This window comes from Paraburkholderia sp. EG304 (assembly GCF_046543485.1).
Lineage (GTDB): Bacteria > Pseudomonadota > Gammaproteobacteria > Burkholderiales > Burkholderiaceae > Paraburkholderia > Paraburkholderia youngii.
In genome coordinates this window covers 25,431-44,178 of record NZ_JBKGUA010000052.1, presented here as the reverse complement: position 1 = coordinate 44,178, position 18,748 = coordinate 25,431, and the positions used below count along the sequence as shown (strand labels likewise).

Sequence of the window (18,748 nt, the reverse complement as noted above, 5' to 3'; positions counted from 1 at the left end):
CCGCTTCGTTTGCGTCGCTGCGTCTGCAGCAGAGAAACGAGATTATGGAGAACTTCCGCCAGATCGTCAACAGGTTTTTATCACTCGCTTAACCTGCCCACGCCGCTAAAGCCCTCGCCATAAAGGCTTCCCGCTTCCCCGCGCTCCGGTGTCCGGAGCACGAAAGAGCGGAATTCTAGTCGCCGCCAATGCGACTTGCAAGCGATATTTTCACGCTCCACCCGCAACCTGCCGCGCCCCCAAAAACACCTCGCCTCACGCAGTCGCATGCGCGCGCATCGCCCGTTCGACGACGGCCAAATAATGGTCGATCCCCGGCGTCGCGCGATCCCTCTCTTTCGCGCGATCGTCCCATCGGCGCAAACGCATCGCGTCTTCCGCGTACGGCTTCTGCATAAATGCCTGCGCCTCTTCCCTGCTAAAGATCCCGCCCTGCAATTGCAAGCTGCGCACCGAATCGGCGGAAAGCTGGCCGAAATACGCGGCGTCGATCGCGCACAGGCAGCGCTTTGCGTCGACGTGCAGACGAATCGGCTCCAGCACGGCATCTGACAACGCCGGTCGCAAAAACGGCAAGGCGAAATACTGATGCAGATCGTCGACACCCCGTTCCGTCGGCGTCTCCCCTTGCAGGTTCAGCAGATGTCCGAGGTCATGCAAAAACGCCGCGGCGACCAGTTCGTCGCTCGCGCCTTCCGCCTCGGCCAGCGCGCCGCTCTGCAACGCGTGCTCCAGCTGCGTCACCGGTTCGCCGCTATATGCGAGGCTGCCGTGCCGCTCGAAAAGCGCACGGATATCGTCGAGACTCAATGCCACGGGTCACTCCCAAGGTAATGAAAACGTCTTCAGATTGGTAAAGCTCTTCATCGCTTCCTGAACGCCTTCCTTGTAACCAAGCCCGGAATCCTTGATGCCGCCGAATGGCGTCAGCTCGATCCGGTAGCCCGGCACTTCCCAGACGTTGACGGTCCCCACGCGCAGCTCGTTAATGAAACGCGTGATCGCGTCCTGCCGGTTCGTACACACGCCCGACGACAGCCCGAACGGCGTCCCGTTGCTGATGCGAATCGCGTCGTCGAGCGTATCGAACGCGATGATCGGCGACACCGGCCCGAAGGTTTCCTCGCGCACGAGCGTCATCGACGGATCGACGTTGTCGAGCACCGTCGGTGCATACAGCGCGCCGCTGCGCTCGTTGCCAATGCGCAGGCGCGCGCCCGCGGCCACCGCCTCGTTCACACGCGCCTCGAACAGTTGGGCGGCGGCGGCGTCGATCACGGTGCCCATCTGGTTCGACGCATCGAACGGATCACCGAACGTCCACGCGCGCGTCTTCTCGACGACCCGCTCCGTGAACTCCGCCGCGACGCGCTGTTGCACGAGCATCCGCTTGACCGCCGTGCAGCGCTGCCCCGAGTTCTTGTACGACCCTTGCACCGCAAGGGTCGCCGCCCGCTCGAGATCCGCGTCGTCGAGCACGATCAGCGGGTCGTTGCCGCCCAGCTCCAGCACGACGCGCCGATATCCGGCCTTCGTTGCAATGTATTTGCCGATCGCGACACCGCCGGTAAACGTAACGAGTTCGACCGACGCGTGCGTAATGAGCTCGTCGGCGATTTCGCGCGGATCGCCGGTCAGCACCTGCAGCATCGGCGCGGGTAGCCCCGCCTCATACAGCAGATCGGCCAGATAAAGCGCCGACAGCGGCACCTTCTCCGACGGCTTCACCACCACGCGGTTATTCGTCGCGATAGCCGGCGCGATCTTGTGCGCGATCTGGTTCATCGGATGATTGAACGGCGTGATCGCGACGATCACGCCCGCCAGCGGCTCGCGCTGCGAGAACACGCGACGCCTTTTGCCATGCGGCGTCAGATCGCACGAGAAACTCTGACCGTCGTCGCGCAACGCCTCGAATGACGCGAAGCGGAACACGTCGGCAACGCGGCCGATCTCGTAGCGCGAATCCTGCTTCGACAGCCCCGACTCCAGAGAGATCAGATCCGACGCCTGTTCGATGCGCTCGCGCAGCAGCACCGCCGCGCGCTCCAGAATCTGCGAACGCTCGTAGCGCGACAGCGTCGGCCGATACGCGAGCGCGTAGTCGAACGCGGCGCGCACGTCGTCGATGCTGGCGAGCGGCACGGTGCCGACGCGCATGCCGGTATAGGGATCGAATACGTCGAGCGTGCGGGCGCGCGTCGCGCGCTCGCCGCCCAGCCGCAGCGCTTCGGCGCGGAACCCCGGATGGTCCCGCAGCACCGGGTTCATGATGTCGACAAGCGATTGAGCGCAACGTCGAAGATATCGAAGTTGCGCAGCCGCTTGCCTTCGCTGCCACTGGCCGCTGGCTGAACACGCCGGTTGAACAGCAGCGGCACTTCCTGCTCGGAAATCCCGCCATGCGAGCGCAGCGGCACGGTGAGCCCGGACAGGTCGTGCTCGTCGCGCCGCGTGCCGAGCACGACATGCTTCGTGCCGATCACGACCAGATCGCCGATGCGATCCTCGGGCAGCCCGAAGCGCACGCACGCCGCGTTTCGGTCGAGCACGACTTCGATTCCCGGCAGGCGGCCGATCCGCGCAATCACGGATGCTGCATCCAGCTCGCGCGGCAGATAGACGGTCGCGAACGAACCCAGCGCGCCATGATGCACGACGTACGGATCGGTGATCGGCAGAATCACGCGCGTCGTCGATGCGCCGAGCCAGTCGTCGAGCAAGTCCTGCAGATAGATCACGTTCGGCTCGCCGGTTTGCGGATCGTGCTTCGCGTTCATGCCGTGGTCGGCGGTGAGGCCGATCACCCAGCCGAGCGCGTCGAGCTTCGCGAGATAGTCGTCCATCATCGAGTAGAACGCGTTCGCGCCTTCGGTGCCGGGCGCGCATTTGTGCTGGATATAGTCGGTGGTCGACAGATACATCAGGTCGAGCTTGCGCGTTTGCGCGAGCCGCACGCCGGCCGCGAACACGAATTCCGACAACCCCGCGCTATACACGTCCGGCAACGGCAGACCGACCAGATCGAGCACGTCGTCGATGCCGTTTTCCTCGACCGTCACCTTGTCGGCTTTCTCCGCCGAAAAACAGATGCCCTTCAACTGCGAGCCGAGCAGCCCGCGCAGTTTGTCCTTCGCGGTGACGACGGCGACCGCGGCGCCCGCGTTGGCGGCGGCCGCGAGCAGCGTGGGCGCGCGCAGGTAGGCGGGGTCGTTCATCATCACCGCCGCGCCCGCGCCGTTGTTCGCGTTGGTGTCCCAGAAGTAGTTGCCGCAGATCCCATGCACGGACGGCAGCACGCCGGTCACGATTGACAGGTTGTTCGGGTTCGTGAACGACGGAATCACGCAGTCGCCGCGAAACGTCGCACCGCCTTCGAGCATCGAGCCGATGAAAGGCGCCACACCGGCCGCGACCGACGCTTCCAGATACTCGAACTCGCAGCCGTCGACACAGACGACGACCGTCGGTTGCGAAGGCAGCCGATAGCTCCGGCCGTTGACTTCGATCGTGCGCTGCTCGGGGTGTGTCATCGCGTGGTTTTCCATTCCAGGGGTGGTCATTGCCAAGGCCTCATCGCCCGCGCGAGCCGGCCGCGCCCGCGGTTGCCGGGAGGCGCTGTTCGTGCGCCGCATCGCACGCCGCATGGGCGCGCTGCAAGCCGCCCTGCACATGCGCGCGCATCAACTGCGCGGCCTGCTCGGCATCGCGTGATGCGAGCGCGGTCAGAATCGCGCGGTGCTCGGCGAGCGAGCGCGCCATCGCATCGCCTTGCACGACCAGCGCCGCTCGCCGAAACAGGCTCAACTCGCTGACGAGCCTGCGATATGTGTCGTACAACTTCGTGTTACCCGCCGCCGCGACCAGCGCATCGTGAAACGCGACGTTCGCGCGCGCATACCCATCGTGATCGTGCGATGCGAGCGCGGCGCGCATCGCATCGACGCAATCGCGCAGCACCGCGAGCTTGCCCGCATCGATGCTCGCCGCGAGCATCCGGCACGCCGCCTCTTCGAGCACCGCGCGCACCGCGTAAATCTCGTCCGCTTCCGCGAGCGACACCGTCCGCACGAACACGCCGCGATTTTTCTCGGTACGCACGAGCCCCGCCTGCTCCAGCGCGCGAAACGCCTCGCGCACCGGCCCGCGCGACACCTGCAAGCGCGCCGCCCAATCGGCTTCGTTGAGCTTGTCGCCCGGCGCCAGCGTGCCGTCGACGATATGCCGCTCGATCTCGTCGCGCACCAGCGTCGTCAGCGAATGGCGGCGCACGACCTCGATTGGATCGACGGAAGCAGATTGCATATATTCGGTCACTCTGACAAATTTTGCCACACCGACATCGAATGCCCACCGGCAGCGTGCATGCTTCAGGTCAAGCAAATCGCCCGCGAATCGGCCGTGTCAGCCAGGTCAGTCGATCCGCCGACGCGGAGCGCGCGCCGCGATCAACAGCAGCGCGACCAGCGAGACCAGCAGCAGAATCAGCGACAGCGCCGAAGCCGGCAGGTAATAGCCGCGCTCCACCTGCCCGACGACAACGATCGGCACCGTCGCGAAGCCCGGCGGATACACGGTCAGCGTCGCGCCGAGTTCGCCGAGCGACAGCGCAAAACCGAGCGCGAGACTCGCGCGGATCGCCGGCACCAGTTGCGGCAACACGACACGGCGCAGCACCATCGACGGCGGCGCTCCGAGGCTCGCGGCCGCTTCGCGCAGCACGGTCAGCTCCGGGCGCAGCGCGGCGGCCGCGCACCGGTAGCAGAACGGCAGCACCAGCGCGAGCTGCACGAACACGACGATCGCCGCCGAGCTCGACAGATCGAGCGGCCGCTTGTGATAAGCGATCAGCACCGCGAGGCCCAGCACCACGCTCGGCACGCCGTTGGGCATCATCGCGATCGTGTCGACGATGGCGCCGAGGCCGCGCCGGTCGCGTCCCTCGAGCGCGAGCGCGAGCCACAAACCGAGGATCGTGCCGAGCACCGCGACGCCCATGCCGACTTCGAGGCTGGTGGTCAGCGCGTCGAAGTCGCTCGAACCGAGGCGCTCGAACCAGCGCATGCTGAAGCCGTCGGGCAGGATCGTGCCGGACCAGTGCGACGCGACGCTCGATAGCGCGACGACCAGCACCGGCAGCACGAACAGCCAGAAGCACAGCAGCGCGGCGAAGCCGAGAAAAAGACCGCCGAACAGTCGCACGACGAGACTGTGCCGCACCGGCCGGCCCTTCTTGTGCATGACCGGCAGCACGGTCGGATCGAGTTCAACGGCCATGACCGGCTCCCTTCACCTTGCGACTATTGACGCGCCGGTACAACGCGTACAGCGACAACGACATCAGCAGCATCACGACCGCGCCGGCGGCTGCGGTCGGCAGATCGAGATCGACGGTAGCGGCGCTATAGATCGCAACCGGCAGCGTGATCAGATGGGCGCTGCCGAGCACCAGCAGAATGCCGAACTCGTTCAACGTCAGCAGAAAACACAGGATCGTGCCCGCTGCGATACCCGGCCACGCGAGCGGCAGGATCACCTTGAACGCGACCATCAGGCCGTTCGCGCCGAGGCTGCGCGCGGCTTCGATCAGCCGCTGGTCGAGCAGCGCGAACGAGGCCAGCGTCGGACGCACGACGAACGGCGTATAGAACACCACTTCCGCGAGAATCACGCCGCCGATGCCGAACAGAAAGTCGAGCGGCGGCGCCTGCAGATTGAACAGCCGCTGCAGCCCGATGCTGACCGAGCCCTGCGAGCCGTACAGAAAGATCAGTGTGAAGGCGACCAGAAACGAAGGGAACGCGACGAACAGTTCGAGAAAGCGCGTGACCATGCGCGCGCCGGGAAACGGCTTGAAGAACAGCAGCGACGCGAGCGCCACGCCGAGCAGCGACGCGAGGCTCGCGCTCGCGAACAGGATGCCGAGCGTGGTGCCGATCACGCCACGCGTTTCGGGGTTGCCGAAGAACGTCACGTACGCGTGACCCGACAGGCCGTGCGTGCCGGTCAGACTCAGCATCACGAGCCGCACCAGCGGATAGATGACGAGCGGTCCGAGCACCACGACCGCAATGAACAGCAGATGCCATTGCGCGAGACGCTCGCGCCGCTTCACCGCGGCCGCATGCGCCGCGGCGCTCGCGAGACGGCGTGCGGCGGCGGCTTCGACTTCCGCTTGCGCGGCGAGGTCGAGCGGATTGGACGTATCAGGGCTTGATAAGGACGACATCGCCAGCCTCATAACGCAGGGAAACGCGCGCGCCCTTCTCCGGCGTCAGGCCGAGGCCGCGCTGCATCGTGACGAGCACGGGATCGTTCGGCAGCGCATCGAGCACGACCGATACCGACAAGGCCGCGCCATACCACTCGACCGACGCGATCGCGCCGTGCAGTTGCCCCTCGCCGAGCGGCACGATGCGCAGCGCCTCCGGACGCAGACACGCGACACGTTCGCGCTCGTTGTGGCGCGCGTCGTCCATGCCGAACGCGACCTGCGGCGGCAGCAGATTGGCCGCGCCGAGGTAGCGCGCGACGAAGCCGTCGACCGGCGTGTCGTACAGCTGCTGCGGCGTGCCGAGCTGCGCGATATGGCCGTCGCGCATCAGCAGCGTACGGTCGGACAGCACGAGCGCATCGTCCTGATCGTGCGTCACGCAGACGATCGTCAGATTCGGCAGACGCTCGTGCAGCGCTTTCAGTTCTGAACGCACGGACGCGCGCAGATTGGCGTCGAGCGCGGACAACGGTTCGTCGAGCAGCAGCACGTCGGGCTCGATCACGAGCGCGCGGGCGAGCGCCACGCGCTGCTGCATGCCGCCCGACAGTTGCGCCGGCATCACGTGACCGGCATCGCCGAGCTGCACGAGCTTCAGCGCCTCGGCGACACGGCGTGCGACGTCGCGCGCCGGAATGCGCCGTGCGCGCAAACCGAACGCGACGTTCTCGAATACCGTCAGATGCGGAAACAGCGCGTAGCTCTGGAACAGCAGACCGAGGTTGCGCTTGTGCGGCGGCACGTGCGTCAGATCGCGGCCGGCCACCGTCAGCGTGCCGGCCAGACCGTCGGCTTCGATGAAGCCCGCGATGAAGCGCAGCAAGGTCGTCTTGCCGCAGCCGCTGCGGCCGAGCACGGTGAGCAACTCGCCGCGCTGGATGGTCAACGACAGATCGTCGAGCACCGTGCGCGCGCCGAAGCGCACCGTCAGGTGATCGATCTGCACGCCGCCCGGCGCGTCCAAACGCGCGGCGTCGAGCGCATCCAGCGGAGCGCCTGGCGCGGCGGGGTGAGCGAGACTGGCCGTATTCACCGGGGTCGTCCTCCAACAGAATTAATGCTGATGCGGCGCCGCGCAGTAGCTGCGAAGCGCCGCCTGGACCGACAACGTCAGACGTTGCTTATCTGAGTCACTTACTTCGGCTTGACCACTTCGGTCTCTTTGCCCGAGGAACCGATCACGTCGCTCTTCCAGCGCGCGGTCCAGTCGGCCTTCTTCGCCATCACGTGATTCCAGTCGACCGGGATCAGCTTGACGCCGCTGATCGCCTGCTTGACCGTTTCGCCGTTCTTGCCCGCGAGCGGCACGTCGCTGCGCGCCGGAATGCCGAAGACGTCCGGCACCTTCGACTGCACTTCCGTCGACATCAGATAGTCGATCAGCTTCTTGCCCTCGGCCTGGTTCGGACCGTTCTTGATCAACGCGATCGCGTACGGCAGCTGGAACGTGGTCGGCTGGCCGCCGGGCGTAGCGGCGAGGAACACCGGCTTCAGCGACAGGCCGCCGTTGGCCGCGTCGTCGAGATCCATCTGCAGATCGCCGTTGGCGACCGCGATCTCGTTACGCGATAGCAGCACGTCGAGATAGCCCGTGCCCTTGGTGTGGAACTTGGCGCTCTGCTCGAGCTTCTTCAGATAGTCGAACGCCTTGTCTTCGCCCATCACCGACGAGGTCAGAATGATCACCGCCATGCCGTCGCCGGCGGTCGCCGGATTGGAATAGGCGACCTTGCCGGTGAAGTCCGGGTGCAGCAGGTCCGCGAACGTCTTCGGCTGGTTTTTCGTGACTTCGGGGTTGATCGCGAACGAGAAGTAGTTGTTCACGAAGGTGGCCCATGCGCCATTCGGCGCCTTCGCGATGGCCGGCACGTTCTTGTAGTTGGCACTCTGGTACGCCTGCAGCAGACCGCTCTGGTCGGCCTGCTGGATGAACGGCGGCAGCGTCACGAGCACATCGGCCTTCGGCTGGTCCTTCTCGATGGTCGCGCGGTTCACGACTTCGCCGCTACCCGCCGTGACGATATTGACCTTCACGCCTTCCTTCTTTTCGAAGGCAGGCAGCACATCCTTGTACAGATTTTCGAGGCCGTCGGCCGTGTACAGCACGACGGCGTCGGCCGCATGAGCCTGCATCGCGGCACCGCCGAACGCTGCGGCGGCGACCAGCGCCGGCAGCAGTTTGCGCGCGAGACCGGCCGCGGCGTGAAGGGAATTCGTCTTTTTCATGTCGCTCTCTCCGAAAGGCTAAAAACCAGACGGTCGGGATAACCCCATACCTGTAGTGATTGAACGGCGGCACGCGCCGCCTGGCGTTGCCCGCTGCGGTTGCCGCGCCGGTCTGTCGTGGATTGCAGATTGCCGACAACTTTGCCGCTTCTCGCCCAGCCTGACTGACAGCCCGTCTCCGACACCCGCGCTGCCTGCCGCGCCTGAGCGGGCACGGGAAGAATCACAGGTTTCGATGACAGGGCCGTGACGATTTTGCCGAATTCCAAAAAAAGACACAAATTGCCAATTCAAGCCAACCGAAGGAATTCGTCGCGCCGCCCAAAATGAAACCCCGCGCGCCGATCCCGTGTGGATCGTACATGGCGAAAATGACGATGTATGCACGATGCATCGACAAAATTGCGAAGGTGCGGGGCTGCTCGCGGACGCGGTGCTCGCACGGCGCGCTGGCCGTGCGCGTCGCGGGCCCGGCGGTTGCCTCGGCTGCGGTGGACGCGCTCCTGACAACGGCGCGTATTGTGCCCGGCCGTTCCAATTTCTGGAGCGAATCCCGCGGCTTTTTTTAGTTAGATTTTGGCGGGTGAGGAATGGCGTTCAGCGCGAGTAGCCGTCTCACGCGATCAGAATCTCCGGACCATGCGCGGTGATCGCCTTCGCCAGCGCGCGCTCGGGCGCCAGTTCAGTGACCAGATACCGCGCCGACTCGATACCGTTGATGCGCACCGGCGTCACGCGTCCGAACTTCGAATGATCGGCGACGACCACCACCAGGTCGGCCGCGGCGATCATGCGGCTGCGCACTTCGGCCGCCATGCGGCTGTAGTCGGTCAGATAGCCGTCCGGGGAAATCCCGCCCGCGCCGATGAACGCGAAATCGGCGTGGTACTGCGTGACCTGGTGGACCGTGTCGAGTCCGAAGGTCGCGTCCTCGATATCGGACAACTCGCCGCCGAGCAGCGTCACACGATTGTCGTTGCGTCGGCCGAGCAGCAGCGCGATGCGCCAGTCGTTCGTGTAGACCGTCAGCCGATGCCGGTCGAGCAGCGCCCGCGCGACGGCCTGCGTGGTACTGCCGGAATCGATGATCAGCGACGCGCCGTCCGGCACGAACTCGGCCGCGCGCTCGCCGATCGCACGCTTGGCGCCTGCGTTCTCCGCTTCGCGCGTATCGAGATCGGGCTCGCGCCGATCGCTCGACAACGCGCCGCCGTGGGTCGTCACGAGCAGGCCGCGGCCGGCCAGTGCGTTGAGGTCGCGACGGATCGTTTCGCGCGATACGCTCAGTTCGCGCACCAGTTCAGCGACCGACAGCGCGCCGTTCTTTGCGACTTGCGCGAGGATGTATTGATGACGTTGTTCTGCGAGCATCTGTGCGCCGTGGTTGAGGAAGGCCGCCGTATTGTATTACGCGTACTGTGCGTTGTCGGTGCGGGCGCGCAGGTCGCGCTGATGGCGCGCTCATCGCGCGCTCATGTTGCGACGCGCCGCCCCTGCACGCGAACACGCCCGCCACCGCGCCGACCTGCTAACCTTGACGGCTGGACTCTTCGGCCATGCGGCCAACACCACGCCGCTGCCCGGCCGAGTCCCACGCACAACGCCTCGCCCGTCAACCGAACCGCCGATGCCGCCACTGTTTCGCCGTCTACTGCTGCTGTTCCATGCGCTACGTTACGGCGCGCGCCTGATCTGGCTCGCCGCCCCGCCCGACCACAAGCTGCATTGGATGATCGAGCTGATCGGCCGCGTGCATGCGTCCGAGCGCAGCGGCGCGCAGTTGCATGGCCTGCTGCCGGCGCTCGGTCCGCTCGCGAGCCGCTTCACGCAGACGCTCGCCACTCGCCCCGAGCTCGCGAGCGGCACGCTGCACGACGCGCTGGACGCCATCGATCACATGGAAGCGCCGCTGTCGCCGGACGACTCCGCGCTGGCCTTGACGCGCGCGTTCAACCGGCCGCTCGGCGAGCTGTTCAGCGCGGTCGACCTCGTGCCGGTACGCAGCGGTTTCGCCGAGCAGACCCATTTCGCGCGGCTCGCAGTGCCGATCAAAGGGCACTACGAGGTCGCCGTCAAGCTCGTGCGCGCGCAACAGTTGCAACAGATCGGCGATGAGCTCGCGCTATTGCGCTGGGTCGCGCGCTGGCTCGAAAAGCTGTCGCGCGTCGCGCGCCGGATGAAGTTGCGCGCGCTCGCGCAAACCTTCACCGACGACATCCTGCGCCGCTTCGACCTGCGCGCCGAAGCCGCGAACCTGAGCCAGACCGGCCACCATTTCGACGGCGACAAGCGCATCGTCGTGCCGGACGTGATCTGGGAACTGTGCACCGACCACACGCTGACGATGCAGCGCGTCAATACGCTGCCCGCGAGCGACCTGCCCGGCCTGCACGCGCACGGCATCAAGCTGGCGCCGCTCGCCGCGCATATCGTCGAGGTGGTCACCGAGCAGGCATTCGAGCATGGCTTCTTCCACGCGACGCTCGATGCGCGCCGCGTGCGCGTCAGCATCGAGCCCGACACGCTCGGGCGCCTCGTGCTCGCCGAGTTCTCGATCATGGCGACGCTGTCGAGCGGCGAGCGCGAGTTCTTCGTGCACGGCGCGACCGCGTTGTTCGACCAGGACTACGCGCGGCTCGCCGACATGCATCGCGAGGCCGGCCACGTGCCGGACGACACGCGCCCCGAGATGCTCGAAGCCGAACTGCGCACGCGCGCCGAAGCGCACTTCGCGGCGGCGCCCGAGGATCGCTCGGCGGGTTCGCTGTTTCATCATCTGCTGCACGGCATGCAACCGTTCGACGGCCAGGTGTCGGGCCAGCTCGCGACCGCGCAGCGCTCGTTCCAGCAGGCGGAGATGCTCGCGCGAACACTGCATCCGGGCGTCGATACGTGGAACATCGCACGTGGCGTGCTTGCCGATATCGCGCGACGCGATCTCGATCATCGCGGCTGGCTCAAGCGGCTGTCACACGAGCTGCCGCATCTCGCGCATATGCTGCCGCGCGTGCCGCAACTGGCGGTGCGCTATCTGCAGCAGCACGATCGCGCGGGTACGCCGCAACAGAACGCGCAACTGCTCGCGGATCTCGCGCGCGAATACCGGCGCACGCGTTGGCTGTTGTGGGCGTGCGTGGTCTGCGGCGGCGCGCTCGGAGCGGGGATGACGCTGATCGCGTGGTGACGGTCCCGCGCGCATTGCAGCTTTGAACAAGACGCGCGCCGCGCCTGGGGCCAACATGGCGGCTTTTTTAACCTCCTGCCGCCCCGATGCTCGCCACCTTTGTTGCCGCAGTGTTCGTCGTGCTGTGGTCGACCGGTTTCGTGGTCGCCCGCGCGATCACGCCTTACGCCGATCCCAATCTGTTTCTGCTGGCCCGTTTCGGCGGCACCGCGCTGATCTTCGCGCTGGCCGCGCTCGCCGCGCGCTCGGCATGGCCGACCGGACGTAACCTGGGCAAGCACCTGACCGCCGGCGCACTGCTGCAAGGGGTCTATCTCGGCGCCGGCTACTGGGCCGTCGCGCAAGGTCTCAGCGCGGGCGTGATGGCCTTGCTCGGCGCGCTGCAGCCGCTCGCGACGGCCGCCGTCGCCGCGCCGCTGTTCGGCGAGCGCTTGTCGCGGCGCGGCTGGTGCGGCATGGCGGTCGGCCTCGCCGGCGTCGCGCTGGTGCTCGCGCCGAAGCTCGCTGCCGCGACGCCGCCCACGCACGGCAACGCACCGGCGTGGCTGGTCGTGCTGATATCGATCGTCGCGGTGGGGGCGATCACGGCGGGCACGCTGTTCCAGAAGACCTCGCTCGCCAAGGCCGATATTCGCAGCGCAAGCGCGGTGCAGAACGTCGGCGCGGCTGTCGTCGCGGGGGTGCTGGCGCTCGCGCTCGGCGAGCATCGCTGGATCGCGTCGCCGACGCTGTGGGGATCGCTCGCATGGGGCATCGTGATGCTGTCCGGCATCAGCGTCACGTTGCTCGTCTGGATGGTCCGGCGCGGGGATGCTTCGCGCGCGACCGCGCTGCTGTTTCTCGCGCCGCCGCTTGCGGCGCTCGAAGGCTATCTCGGGTTCGGCGAGACGCTGCTGCCCGTGCAAATTGCCGGGTTCGCGGTCGCGCTGGCTGGCGTGTTGTTGGCGAGGTCGTGAGGGGCGCCCCGCGCTGGTATTGCGACAAGGACAAGGCGCCAGTCAGTCCGCCGTATCCGCGTGCGCGGGCATCTTTGCGCGCGCGACCGCGCCGGGGACTGGCGACCACGCTGGCCGGCTCTTGCGCTGCGAATCGACGACGACGATAAAACGCCCCGCCCACGGCATGATCTGCCGATCGCTTTTCAGCACCCACAACGACTGGCCCGAATCAATGAGCTGCTGGTATTCCGCGTCGAGAATCCCGTAGTGATCGAGAAACGTGTTCAGCGACGCGGGAATTCGCACGCAGCCCTTCGAATGGCGAATACCGAGCAGTGGTTCTAGCCGATCGGGGTCGGTCGCGTGCATCTGGAAACGCATCTGCGACATGCCGCCCTTGCCCCAGCCGCGTTCCCCCTGGGCCCAGCCGAGGTCGAAGATACGCATATCGCGCCGGCCATAACCGCGAATGTGGTTTTCGTTCTCTGTGCCCTCGGAGCGGAAATCCATATTGTCGGGCGTATGTTCGAACACGCCGAGCGGCGTAATGAAGTGGTCGTACTCGCCTGGCCGTCCGGTGGATACCGGCGATGCGCCGATCATCTGCCAGTCGTCGGCGGGCACCGCGCGGAAGTAAATCAGGAGCGCCTGCACGTTCGCGTTGCGATCGACGAGCACTACGTACTCGCCCGACACATTGCCAAGCTCGTTCTCGTTGAGCGCCGTCTCCAGACGGTCGGCGTACGCACGCTGCTCCGCGGCGGGCAGTCTGAGCCGGCGCGTCACATCCTGCGCGAAGACGTCGCGCAGCAGCAACGCGCGGCGCGGATCGACGATGCCGGCCGCGTCGGGCGCGGCGACGGTGGCGGCGTCGATCGTGCCTAACGGCTGACTCACGCCATTCCACGCTTTCGCCGAAGTGGTCGCATTCACCGTATGCACCGCCGATGTTGCGGATGCGGGCAACTGAGTAGTACCGGTCACCGCTGCATGAACCTGCGCCGCTATCGCGCCGGCACCTGCCGATATGACGATTGCGCACATCCAAGCGCAAATCCTCAGGTGGTTCAATCCAGGCTGGCCACGCCGATCTGGGTATCTCATCGCGTCCTGAAACAAACATGATTATTATTGATTGACACGCCGGATCCCTGTGGCGTTCGGTACGATCGATGTTACTCAGCGAATTGACGCGTGTCGATGAATATACCCTCTAACTTGCGACCTCTTCAAATCGATGGCTATTTCCCCGCAATCGACGCATTAGTGAAATGCAATTAATTCGCAATTAAATCGGTCATCGGAAAATCAGGCCACGAAAGCGAAGGACGATTTCATTTTCGGACGAAAGATCGCCCGAATACGGTGGTAGATCCCGATACTCAAACGGTTTTTCAGCCGGCTTTCAATCTGTTTCACGCCGTTTCAACCGCTTTTTCTCCCGCGAGGACAACAACGATCATGGCTCCATCCGATCCCGCCGCCCGCCAGGCCCGCATCGCGGCCGAAATGCACGTCACCGCTAAATTCGACGCAAGCCGCGAAATCGAGCGCCGGGTCGATTTTCTGGCGAACTATCTGCGCAACAGCAACCTGAGAACTTATGTGCTCGGCATTAGCGGCGGCGTCGATTCGACGACGGCCGGGCGTCTCGCGCAACTCGCGGTCGAGCGTTTACGGGCGAACCATTACGACGCGCGTTTCGTCGCGGTCCGTCTGCCTTACGGCAAACAGCGCGATGAAGCGGATGCGCTGGAGGCATTACGTTTCATTCGCGCCGACGAAAATCTGACTATCGATATCAAACCCCCCGCCGATGCGATGCTCGAGTCGCTCGATAAAAGCGGCGTGTCGTTCAAGGACGAATCACAGCGGGATTTCGTGCACGGCAATATCAAGGCGCGCCAGCGGATGATCGCGCAATACGCGGTGGCGGGTGCGCGCGCCGGTGTCGTGATCGGCACGGACCACGCGGCTGAATCGGTGATGGGCTTCTTTACGAAGTTCGGCGACGGCGGCGCCGACGTGCTGCCGCTCGTCGGGCTCAGCAAGCGCCGCGTGCGCGCGCTCGCACATACGCTCGGCGCGCCCGACTCGTTGGCGCACAAGGTGCCGACCGCCGACCTCGAGATGCTGCGGCCGCTTCGTCCCGACGAAGACGCGTACGGCATCCCGTACGACGCGATCGACGATTTCCTCGAAGGCAAGCCGGTCAGCGATACCGTGCGTGACGTGGTGCTGCAGTTTTACAACGCGACGCGTCACAAGCGGGCGCTGCCGTACACCCCATTCGACTGGCAGGCGTCGCCGGATGGGCAATGATGACGCAGCGCAAGCGGCTCTCAAACGAATAAAGGCGGTGGACCGGCGCGCAACGTTGCGCAGGTCCACCGCCTTCGAAAAGAATCGGCCTTACTGAACCGCCTACGGCGCTCGCTGCTCCGGCGGCGGGTCGTCGCTGAACAGATCGGCGCTCGCTTCGAGCGCTTGGCCGCCCAGATGCTTGCCGTGAATCTGCCGCGCGATCACGTCGCCGACATACGGCACGCTCGCGTCGAGTTCCACCGTCGCGTAGGCGTTGGGCTTGCCGGCGTCCACCACCTCGACGTGTTTCGCGTAGTGGCCGAGTTCGCGCTTCAAAAATTCCCGCACGTCCTGCTCGCTGCACGATTCGGCGATATTGCGCACGGTCAGGTTCATGCGGACTACCCTCGCCGTGCCTGCCGGTCAGCCCGTCGGTTTGAGCTGGCGATACGCACCGGTCGCAGCGCGACACGCTGCTTCGTCTGAGCCGCGGCCAGTGCGCGAAGTGCGACGACGCCGGTCGCGCCGGCCAACCCCATAGCGAGCAATGACAAAAAGAAGGCCATCGTTCCAATCTCCTGTGCAAGTTTCATCCTGTTGTCAGGATAGCCCGCTTCGACAGCGAACACACTGTGACGCAGTGTCGTAGGCAACGGCGAAACAACCCCCGTCAATGCACTGTACCTGAATCAGTCGCGCCGATCCCGGAAAACATCGGCTGCTTCAGCAGCTTGCATGCCCGGCACGCGAGACGCATCGAAGTGAGCAAAGGCGGCCTGATCGCGCCGATCAGTCGGCCGCTTGCACGTTCTCCGCGCTTACCCACCAAGCATTCTTACCGTGCGGCAGTCGGACCAGCACCGCGGAAGGATCGTCGACGCCGTCGTCGGCGATCTGGCAAACCGGCAGGCCGTCGGGCAGACGCTTCACTTCACCGGCGGCCTCGAACAGCGCGATTCGCCGCGCATCCAGCGGGCGCAGCTGCCGATATACGTCGAAGCTGAGCGCCGCGGGCACGTCGCCGCGAATCTCGAGTTCATTGGCGCGCGCGCAATGCGCGGGTGCGGCGGCAACCGCAGCAACCGCGGCTGCGCTGCCGCTCAGGCAACCGATCGTCAGCGCAACGGCGGCGAGACGGAAATAGGTCATCGTGTTTCTCCGAAAAAAATGAGAGGGCAGCGAACCGTGGCTCCGCGACGACTGCGCAAGCGCGGACGCGCTCAACGCCCGCGCTCATGCGCGTCGCCGCGCCGGCTGTCTTCGCTGTCGACGCCGTCGTCGTCGTCAGTCGAGACGTCTAGGCGGCTCACGTTGCACGAGGCCTGGCCGAAACCCGCGTACACCGCCGACCAGTTGCCGACGATCGCCGCTTGCGCCTGCGCGAGACTCAGCTTGCCTTCGCAGACGCAGCGCTTGAGCATCGCCGCCGCGCGTGCCTTGCGGCGCTCGCCCTGCGGGCCGGCCCACGGCAATAGATCGAGATTGGCCGGCGCATCGGGCGAGCCGCCGAGCATGATCGGCACGTGCCGGTCGAGCGCAAACGCGGCGCTGTCATCCACATCGATGCCGCGCGCGGCAAGCATGCGGTCCTTGTGCGCCATCAGTTCGTCGAACGGCGGCGCGACGGTTTCCGCATAGCCGGGGCGACAAATCGTCCGGCCGATCGACTGCTGGGTCACGCGGTCGTCGAGGACGGCGCGCGGTTGCGCGGTGGCTTCTCCGATGCGCAGCGCCAGCAGTGCGCCGACGATAACGAGCAGCGCAAGTTGCGTGATGAGCACGCGCGAGCGAAGAACGCTCTTGCGCCCGAGCCGCGGCGCGTTGGCCGGGTCATTGCTGCTGGTGGTGTCGCGGGGAAGACCGCGCCGATGCGTGTCTGCGATGCCTGCGTTCATTCGTCTGCGCGCCGGCGGCGGCACGCGGTAGTTCAATTCGCAAGGCAATTAAAACATATTCAATCTGGATGAGTATAAAAGCCCGACATGGCAGCGCGCCGTTTGCCGGCTCGCGGCAGCCGCCGCGAGCCAGAGCAGACCAGCACGACGCGACGTCGATGAGCCGCGACGCCCCGCCACCTCCGCTACTTCGCCACCCGCGCCTGCAACGCGCGGATCCGCCCGAGCGCCTGCGCGTTCGACACCGTCTCTTCGTACATCTTTGCCAGGTCGGCTTTCAGCGCGGTGCGCGAACCGCCGTCGAGATACACCATATGCCCCGATGGATAGAACCGCGCCGACAGGTTCTGCCGCACCTGCTGACTGACCAGCGGCATCTGCTGCAGGTCGAGCACGGTCTGATAGAACGGCGTGACGAAATCGAAAAAGCCGTTCGCCGACAGCACCTTCAGGTCGGGATTGAGCGCCATCACGGCCGCAAGATCGCCGGCCGTGTACAGAATGATGTTGCCTTTCGAGTCGACGCCCTTCTGCGCGCCGGTCGGATCGATATGGCTGAAATCCCAGTACTTGAACGCCTGATCGTTGAGGTCGGTGAACGACGAATTCGACGTGTACTTCAACTGCTCGTTCAGATACACGTTCCACATCGTCGTGTAGACGCCGCTGACCGCGGTCATCGTCGGATCGTTGCCGCCGGAGTTCGGGTCGATCTTGCCGGCGATGCCGGTGTCGATCGCGGTCACGCGGCCGTCGTAGGCGCCGAGCGCGAGGCCTTGCGACTTCAGCAAGGTGGTCAGGAACAGCGAATTGCCGCGGCTGTCGTAGCCCGCGATGTCGAGGCTCCACGCGAGCAGTGTCGTTTTGTCGATACCGGTGTATTCGCTGAGTTTTTCGACGGTCGCGGTGTCGGTGGTCGGGAACTTGCGCAGCGCGGCCAGGTAGTCGGTGCGTGCGAACTGCGCGACCTCCTCGGCGAACGTGCCGAGATCGGTCGGCCGCGGCGCGACGCCGAGCTTCTTGTGATACCACGCGTCCGCGGCCGCCGTGGGCAGCGCGCCGACCGGGTTGCCCGACTGCGTGTAATCGAGAATCGACGACTGCAGCGTCACCCCGTTCAGATCGACGCCATCCTCGTGCAGCCGGTACGCGAGCACGCAGCTGCGCGCCGTGCCGTAGGACTCGCCGAACAGATACTTCGGCGAATTCCAGCGGTTGTTCTTGGTCAGAAACCGCTTGATGAACTGCTTGATCGAGTCCGCGTCCTGATCGACGCCCCAGAAGTCGCGATTCTTCTTCGGCGCGATCGCCGCCGAGTAGCCGGTGCCGACCGGGTTGATGAATACGAGGTCGCTTTTGTCGAGCAGGCTGTCCGGATTGTCTTCGAGCGAATATGGCGCCGGCGGCGTGAAGCCCGGCATCGACGTCTTGATGCGGCGCGGCGCGAACGAGCCGAGCAACACGAACACCGACGACGATCCCGGCCCGCCGTTATAGAAGAACGTGACCGGCCGCGTCTCTTCCTTCTGGTTGTCCTGCGTGAACGCGACGTAGAACATCCTCGCTGACGGCTGCGAACTGCTCGGATCGACGATCACCAGGTGGCCCGCCGTTGCCGTGTAGTTGATGTTGTGCCCCCCGATGGTCACCGAATGATGCGTGATGGCGGCCGTCTCGACCGTATCGGTAACCGAATCGTCCGGGCCGTTGCCATAGGCGACCGGGTCGAAGAACGGCTGGTCGCCGGCTTTGTGCGGCGTGCTCGTGGCGGTGGACGCGCCAGCCGAGGCCGTGGCATGCGTGTTGTGCGGCGAATGCTGGCTACCGGAAGCTGATTCTGTATTCGTCATGATCGCTCCAAGGGTTCGTTTTATTGCCGTGCGTCCTCGTTCTTACGTCTTGTTGTTGTGTTATGCGCTGTGTTGCA

The 18,748-nt window shown here is 65.4% G+C and carries 18 protein-coding genes; 4 read left to right on the top strand and 14 right to left on the bottom strand.

Features of this window, described 5'->3' with window-relative positions:
• Positions 1-255 precede the first annotated feature (255 nt).
• The 8 genes from ACLFKU_RS35520 to phnS form a co-directional block, all read right to left on the bottom strand.
• On the bottom strand, positions 256-816 hold the full coding sequence (locus ACLFKU_RS35520; protein WP_368586041.1) for a phosphonate degradation HD-domain oxygenase: 561 nt from the start codon (positions 814-816) through the stop codon (positions 256-258).
• A 3-nt stretch (positions 817-819) separates the two neighbouring features.
• On the bottom strand, positions 820-2,271 hold the full coding sequence (gene phnY / locus ACLFKU_RS35515) for a phosphonoacetaldehyde dehydrogenase (protein WP_410852265.1): 1,452 nt from the start codon (positions 2,269-2,271) through the stop codon (positions 820-822).
• Positions 2,268-3,548, bottom strand: coding sequence for a phosphonoacetate hydrolase (gene phnA, locus ACLFKU_RS35510; protein ID WP_410852266.1), 1,281 nt, complete (start codon positions 3,546-3,548; stop codon positions 2,268-2,270). The genes phnY and phnA overlap by 4 nt, the downstream gene beginning before the upstream one ends.
• Before the next feature lie 25 nt (positions 3,549-3,573).
• On the bottom strand, positions 3,574-4,305 hold the full coding sequence (locus ACLFKU_RS35505) for a phosphonate utilization associated transcriptional regulator (protein ID WP_410852264.1): 732 nt from the start codon (positions 4,303-4,305) through the stop codon (positions 3,574-3,576).
• Positions 4,306-4,413: 108 nt separating this feature from the next.
• Entirely contained in the window at positions 4,414-5,277 is an 864-nt protein-coding gene (gene phnV / locus ACLFKU_RS35500; protein ID WP_368586038.1) for a 2-aminoethylphosphonate ABC transport system, membrane component PhnV, read from the bottom strand.
• Positions 5,267-6,229: a 2-aminoethylphosphonate ABC transporter permease subunit gene (locus ACLFKU_RS35495; protein WP_368586037.1), complete on the bottom strand. Its 963-nt coding sequence runs from the start codon at positions 6,227-6,229 to the stop codon at positions 5,267-5,269. Before ACLFKU_RS35495 ends, phnV begins: the two co-directional genes overlap by 11 nt.
• On the bottom strand, positions 6,207-7,307 hold the full coding sequence (gene phnT / locus ACLFKU_RS35490) for a 2-aminoethylphosphonate ABC transport system ATP-binding subunit PhnT (protein ID WP_368586036.1): 1,101 nt from the start codon (positions 7,305-7,307) through the stop codon (positions 6,207-6,209). Before phnT ends, ACLFKU_RS35495 begins: the two co-directional genes overlap by 23 nt.
• 101 nt (positions 7,308-7,408) lie before the next feature.
• Positions 7,409-8,500, bottom strand: coding sequence for a 2-aminoethylphosphonate ABC transporter substrate-binding protein (gene phnS / locus ACLFKU_RS35485; protein ID WP_410852263.1), 1,092 nt, complete (start codon positions 8,498-8,500; stop codon positions 7,409-7,411).
• Between the two features lie 362 nt (positions 8,501-8,862).
• Between phnS and ACLFKU_RS35480 the strand changes: the two genes are divergently transcribed.
• Entirely contained in the window at positions 8,863-9,069 is a 207-nt protein-coding gene (locus tag ACLFKU_RS35480) for a hypothetical protein (RefSeq protein WP_410852262.1), read from the top strand.
• A 46-nt stretch (positions 9,070-9,115) separates the two neighbouring features.
• On the opposite strand, the gene ACLFKU_RS35475 is transcribed toward ACLFKU_RS35480, so the two are convergent.
• Positions 9,116-9,871: a DeoR/GlpR family DNA-binding transcription regulator gene (locus ACLFKU_RS35475; protein ID WP_410852261.1), complete on the bottom strand. Its 756-nt coding sequence runs from the start codon at positions 9,869-9,871 to the stop codon at positions 9,116-9,118.
• A 256-nt stretch (positions 9,872-10,127) separates the two neighbouring features.
• On the opposite strand from ACLFKU_RS35475, the gene ACLFKU_RS35470 reads away from it, so the two are divergent.
• Entirely contained in the window at positions 10,128-11,684 is a 1,557-nt protein-coding gene (locus tag ACLFKU_RS35470) for an ABC1 kinase family protein (protein ID WP_410852260.1), read from the top strand.
• Positions 11,685-11,770: 86 nt separating this feature from the next.
• On the top strand, positions 11,771-12,640 hold the full coding sequence (locus ACLFKU_RS35465; RefSeq protein WP_410852259.1) for a DMT family transporter: 870 nt from the start codon (positions 11,771-11,773) through the stop codon (positions 12,638-12,640).
• 42 nt (positions 12,641-12,682) lie between these two features.
• Here ACLFKU_RS35465 and ACLFKU_RS35460 read toward each other — a convergent pair whose 3' ends face one another.
• A complete protein-coding gene (locus ACLFKU_RS35460; protein ID WP_410852258.1) occupies positions 12,683-13,666 on the bottom strand; it encodes a L,D-transpeptidase in 984 nt (327 codons plus the stop codon).
• A 417-nt stretch (positions 13,667-14,083) separates the two neighbouring features.
• Between ACLFKU_RS35460 and nadE the strand changes: the two genes are divergently transcribed.
• Positions 14,084-14,944: an ammonia-dependent NAD(+) synthetase gene (gene nadE / locus ACLFKU_RS35455; RefSeq protein WP_410852257.1), complete on the top strand. Its 861-nt coding sequence runs from the start codon at positions 14,084-14,086 to the stop codon at positions 14,942-14,944.
• 102 nt (positions 14,945-15,046) lie between these two features.
• Here nadE and ACLFKU_RS35450 read toward each other — a convergent pair whose 3' ends face one another.
• The 4 genes from ACLFKU_RS35450 to ACLFKU_RS35435 form a co-directional block, all read right to left on the bottom strand.
• Positions 15,047-15,322 carry an RNA-binding protein gene (locus ACLFKU_RS35450; RefSeq protein ID WP_368586029.1) on the bottom strand — a complete coding sequence of 92 codons (276 nt, stop codon included), beginning with the start codon at positions 15,320-15,322 and terminating at the stop codon, positions 15,047-15,049.
• Positions 15,323-15,715: 393 nt separating this feature from the next.
• A complete protein-coding gene (locus ACLFKU_RS35445) occupies positions 15,716-16,075 on the bottom strand; it encodes a hypothetical protein (protein ID WP_410852256.1) in 360 nt (119 codons plus the stop codon).
• Between the two features lie 71 nt (positions 16,076-16,146).
• A complete protein-coding gene (locus tag ACLFKU_RS35440; RefSeq protein ID WP_410852255.1) occupies positions 16,147-16,821 on the bottom strand; it encodes a hypothetical protein in 675 nt (224 codons plus the stop codon).
• A gap of 185 nt (positions 16,822-17,006) precedes the next feature.
• Positions 17,007-18,671, bottom strand: coding sequence for a S10 family peptidase (locus tag ACLFKU_RS35435; protein ID WP_410852254.1), 1,665 nt, complete (start codon positions 18,669-18,671; stop codon positions 17,007-17,009).
• Positions 18,672-18,748 lie beyond the last annotated feature (77 nt).